Annotated in this window: 14 protein-coding genes; 8 read left to right on the top strand and 6 right to left on the bottom strand. The window is 31.7% G+C overall.

The window, feature by feature from the left end:
- Nucleotides 1–269: 269 nt before the first annotated feature.
- Both Q0J35_RS05075 and kcuS read left to right on the top strand, forming a co-directional pair.
- Nucleotides 270–2,435: a carbon starvation CstA family protein gene (locus Q0J35_RS05075; protein ID WP_297193732.1), complete on the top strand. Its 2,166-nt coding sequence runs from the start codon at nt 270–272 to the stop codon at nt 2,433–2,435.
- 110 nt (nt 2,436–2,545) lie between these two features.
- Nucleotides 2,546–2,740: a KCU-star family selenoprotein gene (gene kcuS, locus Q0J35_RS05070; protein ID WP_297193744.1), complete on the top strand. Its 195-nt coding sequence runs from the start codon at nt 2,546–2,548 to the stop codon at nt 2,738–2,740.
- On the opposite strand, the gene truD is transcribed toward kcuS, so the two are convergent.
- Nucleotides 2,737–3,840 carry a tRNA pseudouridine(13) synthase TruD gene (gene truD, locus Q0J35_RS05065; protein WP_297193742.1) on the bottom strand — a complete coding sequence of 368 codons (1,104 nt, stop codon included), beginning with the start codon at nt 3,838–3,840 and terminating at the stop codon, nt 2,737–2,739. The genes kcuS and truD overlap by 4 nt on opposite strands.
- A complete protein-coding gene (locus tag Q0J35_RS05060; RefSeq protein WP_297193730.1) occupies nt 3,809–4,633 on the bottom strand; it encodes a thiamine-phosphate kinase in 825 nt (274 codons plus the stop codon). Before Q0J35_RS05060 ends, truD begins: the two co-directional genes overlap by 32 nt.
- A gap of 253 nt (nt 4,634–4,886) precedes the next feature.
- Between Q0J35_RS05060 and Q0J35_RS05055 the strand changes: the two genes are divergently transcribed.
- From Q0J35_RS05055 to Q0J35_RS05045, 3 genes are read left to right on the top strand one after another with little or no spacing between them, the layout of a single operon-like run.
- On the top strand, nt 4,887–5,912 hold the full coding sequence (locus tag Q0J35_RS05055; RefSeq protein ID WP_297193728.1) for a DctP family TRAP transporter solute-binding subunit: 1,026 nt from the start codon (nt 4,887–4,889) through the stop codon (nt 5,910–5,912).
- Between the two features lie 5 nt (nt 5,913–5,917).
- Nucleotides 5,918–6,538, top strand: a complete 621-nt coding sequence (locus tag Q0J35_RS05050) for a TRAP transporter small permease (RefSeq protein ID WP_297193725.1) — start codon at nt 5,918–5,920, stop codon at nt 6,536–6,538.
- Nucleotides 6,539–6,540: 2 nt separating this feature from the next.
- Complete coding sequence (locus Q0J35_RS05045; protein WP_297193723.1) at nt 6,541–7,818, top strand: TRAP transporter large permease subunit; 1,278 nt, start codon at nt 6,541–6,543, stop codon at nt 7,816–7,818.
- A 41-nt stretch (nt 7,819–7,859) separates the two neighbouring features.
- Here the strand turns inward: Q0J35_RS05045 and Q0J35_RS05040 are convergent, their stop codons facing one another.
- The 4 genes from Q0J35_RS05040 to nrfH form a co-directional block, all read right to left on the bottom strand.
- On the bottom strand, nt 7,860–8,711 hold the full coding sequence (locus tag Q0J35_RS05040; RefSeq protein ID WP_297193721.1) for an ATP-binding protein: 852 nt from the start codon (nt 8,709–8,711) through the stop codon (nt 7,860–7,862).
- Between the two features lie 66 nt (nt 8,712–8,777).
- On the bottom strand, nt 8,778–9,641 hold the full coding sequence (locus Q0J35_RS05035) for a response regulator transcription factor (protein ID WP_297193719.1): 864 nt from the start codon (nt 9,639–9,641) through the stop codon (nt 8,778–8,780).
- 149 nt (nt 9,642–9,790) lie between these two features.
- Nucleotides 9,791–11,611 carry an ammonia-forming cytochrome c nitrite reductase subunit c552 gene (locus Q0J35_RS05030; protein WP_297193717.1) on the bottom strand — a complete coding sequence of 607 codons (1,821 nt, stop codon included), beginning with the start codon at nt 11,609–11,611 and terminating at the stop codon, nt 9,791–9,793.
- An 18-nt stretch (nt 11,612–11,629) separates the two neighbouring features.
- Nucleotides 11,630–12,130, bottom strand: coding sequence for a cytochrome c nitrite reductase small subunit (nrfH, locus tag Q0J35_RS05025; RefSeq protein ID WP_297193715.1), 501 nt, complete (start codon nt 12,128–12,130; stop codon nt 11,630–11,632).
- A 280-nt stretch (nt 12,131–12,410) separates the two neighbouring features.
- On the opposite strand from nrfH, the gene Q0J35_RS05020 reads away from it, so the two are divergent.
- The 3 genes from Q0J35_RS05020 to Q0J35_RS05010 are packed head-to-tail and all read left to right on the top strand — an operon-like array spanning nt 12,411 to nt 15,207.
- Nucleotides 12,411–13,679 carry a citrate synthase gene (locus tag Q0J35_RS05020; RefSeq protein WP_297193713.1) on the top strand — a complete coding sequence of 423 codons (1,269 nt, stop codon included), beginning with the start codon at nt 12,411–12,413 and terminating at the stop codon, nt 13,677–13,679.
- 47 nt (nt 13,680–13,726) lie between these two features.
- A complete protein-coding gene (locus Q0J35_RS05015) occupies nt 13,727–14,491 on the top strand; it encodes an inositol monophosphatase family protein (RefSeq protein WP_297193711.1) in 765 nt (254 codons plus the stop codon).
- On the top strand, nt 14,488–15,207 hold the full coding sequence (locus Q0J35_RS05010) for a hypothetical protein (protein ID WP_297193709.1): 720 nt from the start codon (nt 14,488–14,490) through the stop codon (nt 15,205–15,207). The genes Q0J35_RS05015 and Q0J35_RS05010 overlap by 4 nt, the downstream gene beginning before the upstream one ends.
- Nucleotides 15,208–15,243 lie beyond the last annotated feature (36 nt).

Here is a 15,243-nt window from a genome sequence, read left to right as displayed (position 1 = left end):
GGGGGGGGGCATTGAAATATATAAGATTTATGAAAGATGTGCGTAGGATAAAGAGGGAGTTTAAAGAAGGGAAAAAATAAAGTGCAAGTTAAAGAAAACATTTGAAGGAAAGTGAAAATACAAAACAAATGTCTAAAAAATACTTCTTAGCATAAAACAAGTAAATTTGTAACACTTCTTTTTAAAAAAGAGTTATATTTTTTAATTTTCAAGTAATATTTAATATTTTTTACTTAAAATCGAGTTAAATTCGCAAGGAGAATATCCATATGAGTAAAATTTTAAGCCAAATTTTTTGGGTTTTAGTAGCTGTTGTGGCAGCTTGGTATTTTGGTATTTTAGCATTAAATCAAGGTGAAACTATAAGTGCCACCTGGATAGTAATAGCTTCTGTGTGTATTTATATGATAGGTTATAGATTTTATAGCAAATTTATAGCTGAAAAAGTATTTGAACTAGACGATACAAGGGCTACTCCAGCTGTAATCAATAATGACGGCAAAGACTTTGTGCCTACAAACAAGATAGTGTTATTTGGACACCACTTTGCAGCTATAGCAGGAGCTGGACCATTAGTAGGTCCTATACTAGCGGCACAAATGGGATATTTGCCTAGTATGATTTGGCTACTTGTAGGCGTTGTATTAGCTGGTGCTGTGCATGATTTTACAGTTCTTTTTATATCAGTTAGAAGAAATGGTCGTTCTTTAGGTGAGATGATAAAAGATGAAATGGGTAAGATAACCGGCGGATTTGCTATGATAGGAATTTTATTTATAATGTTTATCATAGTAGCTATTTTAGCTATGGTTGTCGTAAATGCACTAGCTGATTCTGCTTGGGGTTTATTTACCATAGCAATGACTATACCAATAGCCATATTTATGGGAATTTATATGAGGTTTTTAAGACCGGGTAGAGTTGGAGAAGCTAGTATCATAGGCTTTATTTTACTTCTAATAGCTCTTTGGTATGGACATGCTATATCAGATCCAACGCATCCTTGGCACAATATTTTCTTACTAGATAGAAAAACACTAGCTCTTATAGTTATAGCCTATGGCTTCATAGCCTCAGTCTTGCCTGTGTGGTTTTTGTTAGCACCAAGGGATTATCTAAGCACATTCCTAAAGATAGGCGTTATAGTGATAATGGCTGTTGGAATTTTGTGGATAAATCCAGAGCTTTATATGCCAAAAGTTACATCTTTGATTGATGGAACGGGACCTGTTTTTGCTGGTTCTATCTTTCCTTTCTTGTTTATTACCATTGCTTGTGGTGCGGTTTCAGGCTTTCACGCCTTAATCTCATCAGGCACAAGCCCAAAAATGCTAGAAAGAGAAAGCCACGCAAGAGCCGTTGGGTATGGTTCTATGCTTATGGAGAGTTTGGTTGGTATAATGGCATTGATAGCTGCTTGTATCTTAGAGCCGGGGCTTTATTTTGCTATAAATTCGCCACTTGCTACGCTTGATCCTGCCGCAGCTAATGCAGCTAGTGTAAATTTAGCAACCGTTGAAGCAAATTTAAAGCAAATTCTACAAACCGCAGGTTTTGCTCTTGATTCAACTGCTTTAAATACAGATTATCAAGCTTTAATACCAAAAGTAGCTTCTGATATAGGAGAAAGCACCGTTTTATCTAGAACGGGAGGTGCTCCAACCTTTGCCATAGGATTAACATATATATTACATAAAATAGCAGGTGGTCCTGAAGCTATGGCTTTTTGGTATCATTTTGCCATATTGTTTGAAGCATTATTTATATTAACAGCAGTTGATGCAGGAACAAGAACGGGCAGATTTATGATACAAGATATATTAGGCAATGTATTTAAACCTATGGCTGATACAAAAAATTATTTTTATGGCATCGTGGCATCTTTTATTTGTGTTTGCGGCTGGGGATACTTGCTTTATCAAGGAACAATAGACCCAATGGGTGGAATTTTTACGCTTTGGCCTCTTTTTGGTGCAGCAAATCAAATGTTAGCTGGAATCGCTCTTTTACTTGGAACCGTTGTGCTTTTCAAAATGGGTAAAATGAAATATGCTTGGGTTACTATACTTCCAGCATTTTGGATCTTGCTTACAACACTTTACGCAAGTTTTCAAAAACTTCTACCTGCAAATGGAGATAAAATTCACGATACAGTTTCTCATGTTGCTACAGCACAAATTTGGCTCAAAAAGAAAGAAGAAGCTATACTAGCAAATAATGAGGCTTTGATAAATAAGGCAAATACAATAATACACAACAATATACTTGACGCTGTGCTTTGTGGATTTTTTATGATAGTTGTGTTTGTAGTGCTATTTGAAACTATAAAAATTTGCTATCTAACATTTGTAGGAAAAGCTGAAGCCTTCCCTTTAAGAGAAGAACCTAAGCAAGATATGAAAAAATATGAAAATATTTTAAAACAACCTCACTAAAATATTAAAAGGGGCAAAAGCCCCTTTTTGATGAAAGGATAGTTATGTCAAGAGCCTTAGTAAAACGCACAAACACATTGCCTGTGCTTGTAACCCAAAAAGAAGAAAGTATTTTTGATAAGCTTAAAAGGCTATATCAAAGAAGTGATAGATTTATAAATTTGCTAGTTGGTATGCCTAGTTATGATAAGTATGTAGAACATATGAAAACCGTTCATCCAGAAAGAGAAATTTTAAGTCGCAAAGAATTTTTTAAAGAAGCACTTGAATCTAGATACAATGGCGGGGTAAATCGTTGTTGCTAATGTAAAATTTCTTCTAAAACAGTAGTTGCGTAAGAACCTTTTTGTAAAAAAAATTCAAGGCAAAGCTGTGCTTTTTCCTCATCATATGAAAGATTTGCTTCCTCTAAATAAGACCATAAAAATCTTCTTGAACCATTTAAGCTAGGATTAAAAACGTAATAAGGTGTAAATATTTCGTCTTCTAAAACAAGTGCAAAATCTTTATTTTTCATAGCATTCTTACCTAGCAAAAGCCCTGTTACATTTATATCTCTTGTAAAAAATCTAGCAGACTCTTTTTCTACATCTTCACAAAAAAAATTTCTACCAAAAGGATAATGACAAAGCACATCTCCTTTTAAAAGTTTAAAAAAATGCTCTTGTTTGTAAATCTCATTTACCTCATCTTTTCCCAGCTTAAAAATACTTGCAAATTCTTTTTTGTTAAATGTATTTACAAAATGGCAAAGCTCTAGCCTTTTGCTAAGATAAGCATTAAAAAGTATGCTTTGAAAAGATGAAAGCAAAAAATTATTAATTTTTTTATTCTTTATATTTATTTTTCCCTGCAAAATTTCAATACCTTGTTTGTAATTATCATTAAATTTTCCAAATCTTTGATAGCCAAAATAATTAGCAAAACCTTGTTTATTAATTGTTTCAAAAGCTTGTTTTATCTTTAGTGCATTGATTTTATTTACTTTTTTCAATCTTATAAAAAAAGAGTTGCCCTTTAAGTGCCCTATTTTTATTTTATTTGTATGATAGAATTTATTTAAAATTTTTAGCTTCTCGTGAGAAAAATTATTCAAATTTTGTTCAAATTTTCTAGGCAAAGAAATATACTGAAATGTGAGTCCTTGTTTGTCTTTAAGTCCAGCGTAACCAAAGTCTTTTAATTTAACCCCGCTAAATTCGCTCAAAATTCTAAGAGCCTCAACAGTGCTTAAATCTTTTTTGCAAATATGGATTATTAAATGCTCTCCATTACCGCTAAATTCATATAAAGCTTGTTCTCTGACAACAAAATCATTGCTATTTTTACTAAAATGCACTTCTATTTTTTCGTGACTTAAGCTTGGAATATTCTTAAAAGTGATGTTCTCTTCCATAAAATTTATATCTTCCTCTTTTTGTTTTTGCAAAAATATTTATCTTAATCCTATGTTTTTTTGCTAAATTTTCAATCTTTTTTTTATATTTTGGCAAAAAGGCAAATAAAATTTCATATTCTTCCCCACTTAAAAGCTCTATTTTATTTAGTTTTTTTAATGGTTTTATATCCAAAATATTTAAGCTTAACATTCTTGACATATCCTTTTTAAGCCCATCTGAAATATCCATAGCACATATTATATTAGGGCTTGCTTCATAAAAAAAATTCGCCCTTAACAGCGGCTTTACAAAACGGTGATTCTTGTGAAGCTTTAAACCAGCTTGTAAATTTTTTAATCCCTTTAAACTCTGACCTAAAATGCCTGTATATGCCAAAAACATACCTTGTTTTAAGCCTTTTCTATAAATTGCCTTTTTTCTAATTTTAGAAATCAAGCTTATACTAATAGTTATTTTATCAGAATTTATAGTATCTCCACCTATAATCTGTATGTTAAACTCTTTTGCAATCTTTAAAAATCCATTTTGCAAAGCCTTTATATCACCAAAACTTAAATCACTGGGTAAAGAAAGCCCCAAAAGGGCGAATTTTGGCTCTGCATTCATAACTATAGAATCTGAAATATTAACCAACATAGCCTTTTGAGCAATTTGCTCTAAACTTAGCCATTTTTTTTTAAAATGCACATCCTCAAAGAATAAATCCTTTGAAAAACACCAATCCCCAAAAATAGCTCCGTCATCACCATTTATTTTATTATTCAAAAAAGCAGATATTATAAAAGATTCTTTATCCATAAAACAAACTTTACTTTTAATGCATTAAATTATAACATTATTTGCTCTTTTAGCTAAATATAATTTTTATTTTTGTAACAAAGGCACAAAAATATTTTAAATTTTTATTTGCTTTTAAAGAAAAAATTTATATAATTTAAAAGCTAAATTATTAAAATAATACAAAATCTAAAAGAGTTAAATTCTATTTTTGCATTTTACACTTGGATTTATTATTTTAATTTTTTAGAAAACACTAACTTTAGGATAAAAAATGAAAAAGCTTATACTAGCGACTATTGCCTTTGTTGGTTTTACTTTCATTGCTTGTTCTGATAGCAAAAGCGAAAATAACACTACAAATGCAGATTCAAACAAGGTTTATGAAATAAAATTTGCACATGTTGTAAGTGCAAATACGCCAAAAGGTAAGGCTGCTGATTTGTTTGCTAAAAGAGTGCAAGAGCTCAGCAATGGCAGAATAAAAGTGCATGTTTTTCCTTCGGCTCAACTTGTAGATGATGATAAGGTGTTTCAAGAGCTTAAAAGAAATAACGTGCAAATAGCGGCACCGTCTTTTTCTAAATTTACACCAATAGCTAAGGAATTTAACCTCTGGGATGTGCCTTTTATTTTTAGAGATACACAACACTTACACAATGTTATGGATGGAGAAGTTGGACAAATTTTAAAAGACATCATATCTGCTAAAGGTTATATAGCACTTGATTATTGGGATGCTGGTTTTAAACAATTTAGCACAAATAAAAAACCTATAATAGTCCCAAGCGATGCAGAGGGTCAAAAAATGAGGATTATGAGTTCTAAGGTTTTAGAGGAACAAACTAAGGCTATGAAAGCTATACCTCAAGTTTTACCTTTTGGCGAAGTTTATTCTGCACTTCAAACAGGTGTTGTTGATGCAGCTGAAAATCCGCTATCAAATCTTTATAATTCTAAATTTTATGAAGTTCAAAGTTCTATAACTATGTCAAATCACGGATATTTAGGATATTTAGTAGTGGCTAGTGAAAAATTCTGGCAAGAACTTCCTAGCGACTTGCAAGAAGTTGTAAAGACGGCTATGAGAGAAGCTACTATATATGAAAGAGAAGAGAGTGCAAAAGAAGAAGAAATGCTTCTTGATAAACTCAAAAAAGATGATAAAACAGGCACTCAAATTTTTGAACTTAATTATGAGCAAAAAAAGCAGTGGCAAGATTTGATGGTTGGAATTTATCCTAAGTTTTATGACCTAATAGGCAAAGATTTGATAGAAAAAACACTTAATACGAAGTGATTAAAATGGTAAAATTTTTATTGATATTACAAAGCCCATTTTTATGGGCTCACAAAAGCAAGGCTGTGAATCATTTTTTTCAGGTGCTAGATAAGATTATAGCTTCAATTAATAAAAACGTAGCTGTTATAGGTTTGGCACTTGGCGTGATAATAACAGCTGCTAATGTATCCGTTAGATACATAGCTACATTTTACCCTGATATAGGCTCTCTTACTTGGGCTGAAGAAGTTTCTAGATACTGCTTTTTATGGTCTGCATTTTTTGGTGCTGCATATGGCTTTAGAAAGGGCGTTCATATAAGCGTAACAACGCTGATAGAAATGTTTCCGCCAGCATTTGCTAAAGCTTGTGTTCTTTTTGCACACATTTTAAATTCTATTTTTTTAGGGTATATGTTTTATGCTAGTGTAGAAGTGTGTATTTTAAATAGGGAAATGGGCTATATGAGCGAAGCTTTACACTCTGTGCCTTTATATTTTTTCTTGCTTTGTCTGCCTATATCTTTTTTAGGAGCTACTTATAGGTCGATAGAAAAAATTTATGAGATATCTTGGACTGATTCTAAATATGTGGTTAAAAATGCAGAAGCAGAAATGATACACGATATGGTTGTAAAGGATTAAAGATGAGTGTTTTGGTATTAATGCTTTTGCTTTTTTCACTACTTTTAATAGGAGTTCCCGTATCTATATCTTTGGGTGTTTCAGCTGTAGTTACTATGATTTTTTTCAGCTCGCACGATATTTTAGCAGTGCCTGAAACTATGATATCAGGATTAAAACCAGCATTGATGGCTATACCTATGTTTATATTAGCAGGTTCATTAATGAGCAAGGGCTCATCTGCTAAGAGGATAGTTGATTTTGCTAAAAGCATAGTAGGACACCTACCGGGCGGACTTCCTATGAGTGCAATTTTAGCTTGTATCATCTTTGCAGCTGTTAGTGGTAGCTCTCCTGCTACTGTTGTGGCTATTGGTTCTGTTATGTTTGTAGCTTTAAAGGAGGCTGGCTATCCAAAAAGCTATTCAGTAGGTGCTATAACTTCTGCTGGAAGTCTTGGAATTCTCATACCACCTTCTGTTGTTATGATAGTTTATGGGGTAACTGCGGAAGTATCTATAGAGAAGCTTTTTATGGCTGGTGTTGTGCCAGGTCTAATGATAGGTCTGATGATGATGCTTTACGCTTATTTTGGGGCTAAAAAACTTGGCTTTAAATCGAGTGCTCCAGCATCTTTTAAAGAAAGATGGCTTAAATTTAAAGAAGCTTTTTGGGCTTTGCTTATCATAGTTGTGGTAATTGGCGGGATTTATGCTGGAATTTTTACCGCTACTGAGGCTGCTGGAATTTCGGCTGTGTATGCTTTTATCGTCTCTATCTTTGTTTATAAGGATATAAAATTAAGAGATTTATATGATGTATTTTTAGACGCTGCCATAACTACTGCGATGATTTTCTTTGTTATAGGCTTTGCTGTGGTTTTTGCACATTTTTTAACAAGCGAGAGAATTCCTCATATGATAACAGAATACCTAGTATCTATAAATATGACCTGGTGGATGTTTTTAATACTAGTAAATTTAGTGCTTTTTGTAATGGGTCAGTTTATGGAGCCAAGCTCTGTTGTTATGATAATGACGCCACTTTTACTACCTATAGCAATTCAACTTGGTATAGATCCTATACATTTTGGTATAGTTATGATAGTAAATATGGAGATAGGTATGCTAACGCCGCCTGTAGGTTTAAATTTATTTGTTGCAAGCTCTTTAACTAAACTTAGCTTAAAAGATGTTACGGTGTCTGTTATACCTTGGCTTATGGTATTGCTACTTGGCTTGGTATTGATTACTTATATACCTGAAATTTCACTCTTTCTGCCAAATTTAGTATCAAAATAGCACAAATGGTGGTTTATCTTGCCACCATTTGCTTTTAAAAATTAAGGTAAGTCTATTTTAAGAACCTTTGACTCTACCATTTTAGGTATGTAAAGAACCTTGCCGTCTGTGCTCATATCAGCAGGTCCAGCCATAGGTTTTAATTTTTCCTTGCTAACTTTTCCCTTGCTATTATACCTATAAATTACGCCATTTTTGCCATCTTCCCAGCTAGAAAAAAATATATCTCCATTTTTAGCATAAACTATGCCATCAAGAGCTCCTAGAGGCTCGCTTAGAGATTTTTGGCTCTTATCTTCTAAATTTACACTAACTAATCTACCCTTTTCTTTTCCAGCTGCATCATAAGTAGCTGTATAAAGAGTTTTTTTATCTTTGCTAAGCAAAAGTCCGTTTGGTCCCATAAATTCTTTGTTTAAAGTAACAAAATTCTCTATCTTTTTAGCTTTTATATCAAATTTATGTATGATACCTGTGCCTGTATCGCTAACAAAAGCTGTATTATTGTCAATCAAGGCAATATCATTTAAAAACACAGCACCTTTTACATCAACAACAAATTGTTCTTTTTTTGTTTTCAAATCAAAAGCAACAATTCTATCTATATCAAGAACTATTAGCGTATTTCCAACATTTGCCATACCTTTTGGGGCATTGAGATTAGCACTTATAAATTTTGCTTCTACAATCTTGCCATTTTTATCTAGCTTAGATATAAAACCATCTTTATCCTTAGCCATTGGGTCAAGCTTCTCACCTAAATTGCTTATATATACAGCATCTGCTGTGATTAAGCTTCCTTCTGGATTAGAAAAGCCACTTATATCTTCAGCCAAAGCACTTGTAGCTAAAGCAGCACTCAAAACAGTGCTTAATAAAATTTTCTTTAACATTATACTGTTCCTTTCTTTTTGATATGTAGAAAGTATATTAAAATATTATTTTTTTTAGTATAATTTTTATGCTAAAAAATACAAGTTTTTTGATTTTTGATACTGTTTTGGAGTTGTATTAAACCTCTTTTTAAATCTTTCTATAAACCAAGAAACAGAAGAAAAGCCGCAATCAGAACAAATTTCATTTATATTCTTTGGGGTATATTCAAGCAAGAATAAAGCCTTTTCAAATCTCTTGTTATCAAGCCAATTTTTAGGGCTTTTGTCAAAAATAGTTCTAAATTTTCTAGTAAATGTTGCATTATCCATATTCACGGAATTAGCCATATCAGCAACGGTTGCAAAACTTGAATCACAACAAGTAAAAATGGTGTTTAAGTCCATTTCAAATTCTCTTACTATATCCATTAAAAACGATGAAAAAACTAGCTTATTTCTTAAAAGTATATATAAAAAAAGCTCTTCTATCTTATGCAAAAGCAATATATCGTTTAAAAAATTATCTATATAAATTTCAAAGCTATTTATTATGGAATTTAAAAAATCATTTCTTTCTATCTTAAAAATATCACATTTAGCCTCACATTGTTCTAATTTATCTTTATGAGATTTTGCAAAATTAAGCAAGATATTATTATCAAAAAAAAGCAAAATGGCTTCATACGCTCTTTTGTGCGTTTTTATATTACTAAATATATGCTTATCAGCCTTTAAAAATAAAGCATCTCCCGTTTTTAGCTCATAATCTCCATTTTGACTATGCACTATCTTTGAACCATTTTTTACCAAAACAAAACAATGCATATTTGTTTTTACTTTTTGAAAAAAGCCTGATTTTTCTTGTATATACTTAGCAAATACAAAATTATTTCTTTTAAATAAGCTTACATTTTTAATGCCGCTTAAATCATCTGGAAAAACATACATAAAATTTCCTTAAATAATACAAGTTTTTTGATAAGTTTATCTATAAAATATCTATTTTATTATTTTATCTTAAAAAGATTAAATTAAAAAATGTATATAAAATGCAAAAAAAGAATATTAAAAAAATGGGCTATAAAAAGCCCATTTTATCATTTTTTATCAATGATTTGATAATTATAAGGTTTGATGTTTTTGTCGTGTTCTAACGAAGCAGCAGGAGGATTACCATTTACATTATCGTGCTCATAATATCTATCTCCAGCTTTTTTGCCATTTAAATCAACCTTATAGCGAATTTCACCAGGATTAAGCTTTTGAATATCTTCAAAACCTAAATTAGATGTTTTAAAGTTAGCAATTCCATTTGCAGAAGCTATTTCAACGAGTTTGCTTTGTCCGGTTCTAGCCATATCTATGGCTTGAAGAAGCATTCTTGAAGCTTCTCTTGGATTGTGAAAGCCTGTTGAGTTTTCAGCTCCGACAAAATCTGCTCTAATCTGCGCTTTTCTATGAAGCTCTAAAACCTCATTAAGAGCTAAATTTATCTTTTTAACATCAGCTTTACCTTCACTTTGATATTCAGGTTTTTCTCCTAAAGCATCTCTTAGCTTTTTAATATCTGTTATAAGACTTACTATGCCGTATTCTGCTGTTCTCAAATCGTAAGCAACAGAATTTTGTATATCAGCAATTTGACCCTTTAAATATTCCTCGCTTTGAGTATGGCAGGTTTTACAAGCCGAATTTATATCAGCTAGTGGGCTTGTTACATTGTGTTGGCTTAATTTTTTAGCACCTTTTCTTATATAAGGCATATGACAGTCAGCACAACTAACACCGTTTGCAGCATGAACTCCTCCACTATAAAGCTCTGTTTCTGGGTGTTGAATTTTTATCATAGGCGCACCACTTAATTTATGAGTCCAATCTGAAGGAAATTTATCTCTGATTTTGTCGTAATAATCGTCAAACATTTCTATTCTAAAAGGTTGCCCTTTTTTCCACTCAGCCCAAGGGAAAAGCAACACTATACCATCTGCTTCTATCTCTGTAGGCGAGTTACCATCTCTCCAGCTATCAAATTCATCATAAGTTTTTTGTGTGCCATTATACCACTTTTTACTAGTATCATTTGCTATGCTTTCACCCATTACCTTAACTTTTTCTCCGGTAGGCTTAAAGTAATATTCTACGTGACACTGTGCACAAACTAAGCTTCTCATTTCCTCTCTGCTAGCTTTTATACCTTGAACAGGGTCTTTTTCATAACCTCTCATAACCAAAGAATCAATAGCTGCTTGTCTGCTAAGTCTTAAGCTCATATCATCAGGATTATGGCAATCAGCACAGGTAACGCCCATTCTCTTACCACCGTGAGGACCACTATGTTCAGGAGAATTTTCAACTATACCATTTACAGCAGGAACATTTTTTATCATAGTCCAATACTTAGTAGAGTTAAAAGCTACCCAATCACCCTTTGCTACATTTTCAAGCAACCAAGGAGACCATCCGCTATGACAATTCATACACGCTGTTGGTTGTCCCGCAAATGCTGCAAAACCATGAGAATTTAAGAAGTCTTTATTGTTTCTTGCTGTATCCATTTGATCTACTTGTATCCAAAAGTGCCCTCTTTCTTCATTTGCATCTATAGAAAAAGGATATCCAGCCCAAAGCACAGTAAGTTGTGGGTATCTAATAAGCTTAGAATAAGCTAAATTTCCACCAAATTCTGTGCTAAATGGGACTTCTTTTTCCACCTTTGTATACATGTCAAGATAGTCAGGAAAATTTTGTCCCCAATGATCAAAAGTTGGATTATCATCACTTAATTCAACTAAATTTTTAGAGATTGTTCCACCTATGCCCTCATTTTGTTTCTGCGTGATATCATTGTTTAGCCATAAAACCCCAGCTATCAATACTATCAACACTACAATTGCTACACTTAAACCTTTTTTGCTCATCATATCTCCTTAAAAATATTAAAATCCTCTACTATGTCCAACACCTTGATGACAAGATACGCATTTTAAAGAATTATCACCGTGTGGATTGGTTGTTGGGTTTATAACATTTGAAACCATTTCATAATGACAAGATATACAGTTTGCTTGAACTATATCCTTGCTCTTTTCGTTTGCACTTAAATTTGTAGGAAGTTCATCTAATTTGAAAGTAAAAGCATAAGCATGTCCTACGCCACTTTGTGCCTTTGCTATCCATTTATCAACAAAACCGTGTGGTAAATGACAGTCCCCACAACTTGCTCTAGGCTGACCCGCTATTTTCTTTGAATGTGAAGATTTTAAATAATCAGCATAAACATCATTCATTATATGACAATTATTACAGGCTTCACTAGAATCAGAAAAATACGAAATGCCTTTAGCATTATAAAAGGTGTAAAAACCCAGTGCAAAGAATACAAAAAGCAAGATTATAAAAAATGTAAAAAATACACTTACTTTTTTATCTTTCTCCAAACTTCCTCCTTGTTACAAAAATCACAAATGAGATTATATAAAATATAATTTTAAACTTTTTTTAATTTGTGTTAATGTTTAATTAACCTAAATTTACTCTTTAATTATAAAAATTAACAAAAATAAGTTCTAAAAATAGCCTTTATTAATATTCTTTAAATTTTTTGCTACTTTTTCATACATTTTTTAAAATAAAAAGCTTTCTTGCTTTTAAAATTTATAATAAAAAGCTTTTATGTGTTACAATAGGTAAGATAAAAATAAATAGCAGGAGGATAAGATGTCAAATTCAGTAACACTAACGGATAATAGGAACGGCAAAAATTATGAATTTCCTATATATGATGGGACGGTTGGACCTAGTGTAGTGGATATGTCTAGTTTCTACAAACAAACTGGAATGTTTTCTTATGATGAAGGTTTAACCTCAACCGCAACATGTAAATCAGATATAACATATATAGACGGTGAAAAAGGTTTATTGATGCATAGAGGCTATCCTATAGAATGGTTGGCTGAAAACAAGCTTTTTTTAGATGTGGTGCATTTATTACTATACAAGGAGCTTCCTAGCACACAAAGACTGGAAGAGTTTAGATACGAGCTTAAAAAACGTTCTTTTATACACGAGGGTATGAAAAAATTATTTGATGCCTTTCCAGACAACGCTCATCCTATGGCTGTTTTACAAGCAGCTGTTTCATCTTTATCTACTTTTTATCCTGATCATTTAAATATGAATTTAAAAGAAGAATATATGGAAATGGCAGCAAGGATAATAGCCAAAATTCCTACTATAGCAGCTACTGCGTATAGATGCAAACACGGTTTTCCAGCAGCATATCCTAATCTAGATAGAGGTTTTACAGAAAACTTTTTATATATGCTAAGAACATATCCTTACGATCATGTTGAGCTAAAACCAATAGAAGTAAAAGCTCTAGATACAGTCTTTATGCTTCATATAGACCATGAACAAAATGCTTCTACTTCGACAGTTAGAGCTGTTGGCTCGACTCATGCTCACCCTTACGCTTGTATAAGTGCTGGTATTGGAGCACTTTGGGGACACGCTCATGGTGGAGCAAATGAAGGTGTTATAAGAATGCTAGAAACTATAGGCACAGTTGATAGAGTAGATGAATATATCAAAAAAGCTAAGGACAAAAACGATCCATTTAGACTTATGGGATTTGGGCATAGGGTTTATAAAAATTTTGATCCTAGAGCAAAGGTTCTTAAAAAATTAAGAGACCAACTAATAGACGAGATAGGTATAGATACAAATTTAATCAAAGTAGCCTCTAGAATAGAGGAAATAGCACTAAATGATGATTATTTCGTGCAAAGAAATCTGTATCCTAATGTTGATTTTCACAGTGGTCTTATATTAAAAGCCTTAGGCATACCAAACGAAATGTTTGCGGTTCTCTTTGTGATAGGAAGAATTCCTGGGTGGATAGCACAGTGGATAGAACTAAAAGAACAAGCAAGTTTAAAAATAGTCCGTCCAAGACAACTTTATATAGGTGATAAACCAAAAGTTTAAAAAAAATTACTAAAATTGCAAGGATAATTTTCATATCAAGGTAAAATATGAATTTAGACTCCTTGCTAAGTTTAGCTTTAGAAGCTTCTAATAAAGCTTCTGACGCTATATTAAGAGAAAAAGAAAATCTAAACACTTGGAAAAAGGATGATAATAGTCCTTTAAGCTCTGCTGATGTAGCTGCAAATGAAATCATAAATGAAATTTTAGGAAAAAGTGATATAAAAATTTGTAGCGAAGAAAGCCCTTTGTCTTTTGATGTTAGGAAAAATTTAGAAAGATTTTGGTTGGTAGATCCACTTGATGGAACTAAAGGCTTTATAAATGGTAGTGATGAATACTGTGTATTAATAGCATTGATAGAAAAGCAAAGACCTATTTTAGCACTCATTCAAAAACCAAGCACGAAGGAAATATTTTACGCACACAAAGAAAGCCCTGTGTATAAAAATGAAAATATTTTAAAAATAGATAAAGACAAATTTGAAAAAAATAAAAAAGTAGCCCTAATCAGCGTCCATCACCCAAATGCTAGAAATAAAGAATTTTTAGAAAAAAATTCTTTAACAACTATAAAAATAAGCTCTGCTTTGAAATTTACAGCATTATTAGAAGGTGAAGCTGGACTTTACTGCCGCTTTGAATCTTTAAATTCTTGGGATATAGCTGCTGGAGATTTTTTAGTAAATCAAAACTCTGGCTTGATGCTTAAATTCGATAAAACATTTTTGCAATACAACAAAGAAAGCTTTTTATGCCCATCTTTTATAGCGGTAGCTAAAAAAGAATACCTAAAAGAAGTTATACTATGAAGATAGTATTATTTTTGTTTATTTTAACTTCGCTTATTTTTTCAAAAGAACATATTATAATAAAGCTTGAAAACCCACAAAAATTTGAACTCATAGACCTAAAACAGGTAAATTTAAACAATATAGACGATGAAGAGCCGCTTTTTGATAGCTCCATAGAAAGAGTAAAAGATCATTTATATGTAGAATATGATGATACAAAAAAAGATTTTATCATACTTGCTGCTTATAATGATAAGATAGTTTTTGAAAACAAAGATGATATAATAAAGCAAAGCTTTGAAAAAATGATAGCAAATATATTAAACGAAAGAAGTTTAGAGCTTTTAAACCAACAAAATAATGTACTTTATCAACATCCAATAAATTTTAAAAATATCTCTAAAGACAAAGAATACAAAATCTTTGATATTTCATCTTTGCTTATATATGAACCAAGTCTTGAAAGAACATTTTTGAAAATACCTGAATACCTTATTTTTCTTGCATTTGATGATATGAAGCTTGTGGATGAAGAATTTTTATTTTTTAAATATAAAATATTAAATATAAAATTAAGATTTAAAATTTTGGATACAAAACAAAAAACAATCATAAAAGACCAAATTTTAAATTTAGACATTAGTTTTAAGCCAAACAAATACAAAGAAATGCTAGATGAAATAGCAAGAAGCTTAAGTATCTTTCTAAGAGATGAAGCCAAAGCTCTAAAATAATTTTTACCTTACTTAAATTCGTTTTAAGTAAGGTAT

This window comes from uncultured Campylobacter sp. (genome assembly GCF_944323605.1).
Lineage (GTDB): Bacteria > Campylobacterota > Campylobacteria > Campylobacterales > Campylobacteraceae > Campylobacter_D.
This window is presented reverse-complemented; position numbering and strand designations above follow the sequence as displayed.

What these genes read in the sequence shown, in the direction of transcription:
- Q0J35_RS05075 (WP_297193732.1), top strand. Translation starts at nt 270, where the DNA reads ATGAGTAAAATTTTAAGCCAAATTTTTTGGGTTTTAGTAGCTGTTGTG.
- Q0J35_RS05060 (WP_297193730.1), bottom strand. Translation starts at nt 4,633, where the DNA reads ATGGATAAAGAATCTTTTATAATATCTGCTTTTTTGAATAATAAAATA.
- Q0J35_RS05055 (WP_297193728.1), top strand. Translation starts at nt 4,887, where the DNA reads ATGAAAAAGCTTATACTAGCGACTATTGCCTTTGTTGGTTTTACTTTC.
- Q0J35_RS05050 (WP_297193725.1), top strand. Translation starts at nt 5,918, where the DNA reads ATGGTAAAATTTTTATTGATATTACAAAGCCCATTTTTATGGGCTCAC.
- Q0J35_RS05045 (WP_297193723.1), top strand. Translation starts at nt 6,541, where the DNA reads ATGAGTGTTTTGGTATTAATGCTTTTGCTTTTTTCACTACTTTTAATA.
- Q0J35_RS05040 (WP_297193721.1), bottom strand. Translation starts at nt 8,711, where the DNA reads ATGTTAAAGAAAATTTTATTAAGCACTGTTTTGAGTGCTGCTTTAGCT.
- Q0J35_RS05035 (WP_297193719.1), bottom strand. Translation starts at nt 9,641, where the DNA reads ATGTATGTTTTTCCAGATGATTTAAGCGGCATTAAAAATGTAAGCTTA.
- Q0J35_RS05030 (WP_297193717.1), bottom strand. Translation starts at nt 11,611, where the DNA reads ATGAGCAAAAAAGGTTTAAGTGTAGCAATTGTAGTGTTGATAGTATTG.
- Q0J35_RS05020 (WP_297193713.1), top strand. Translation starts at nt 12,411, where the DNA reads ATGTCAAATTCAGTAACACTAACGGATAATAGGAACGGCAAAAATTAT.
- Q0J35_RS05015 (WP_297193711.1), top strand. Translation starts at nt 13,727, where the DNA reads ATGAATTTAGACTCCTTGCTAAGTTTAGCTTTAGAAGCTTCTAATAAA.
- Q0J35_RS05010 (WP_297193709.1), top strand. Translation starts at nt 14,488, where the DNA reads ATGAAGATAGTATTATTTTTGTTTATTTTAACTTCGCTTATTTTTTCA.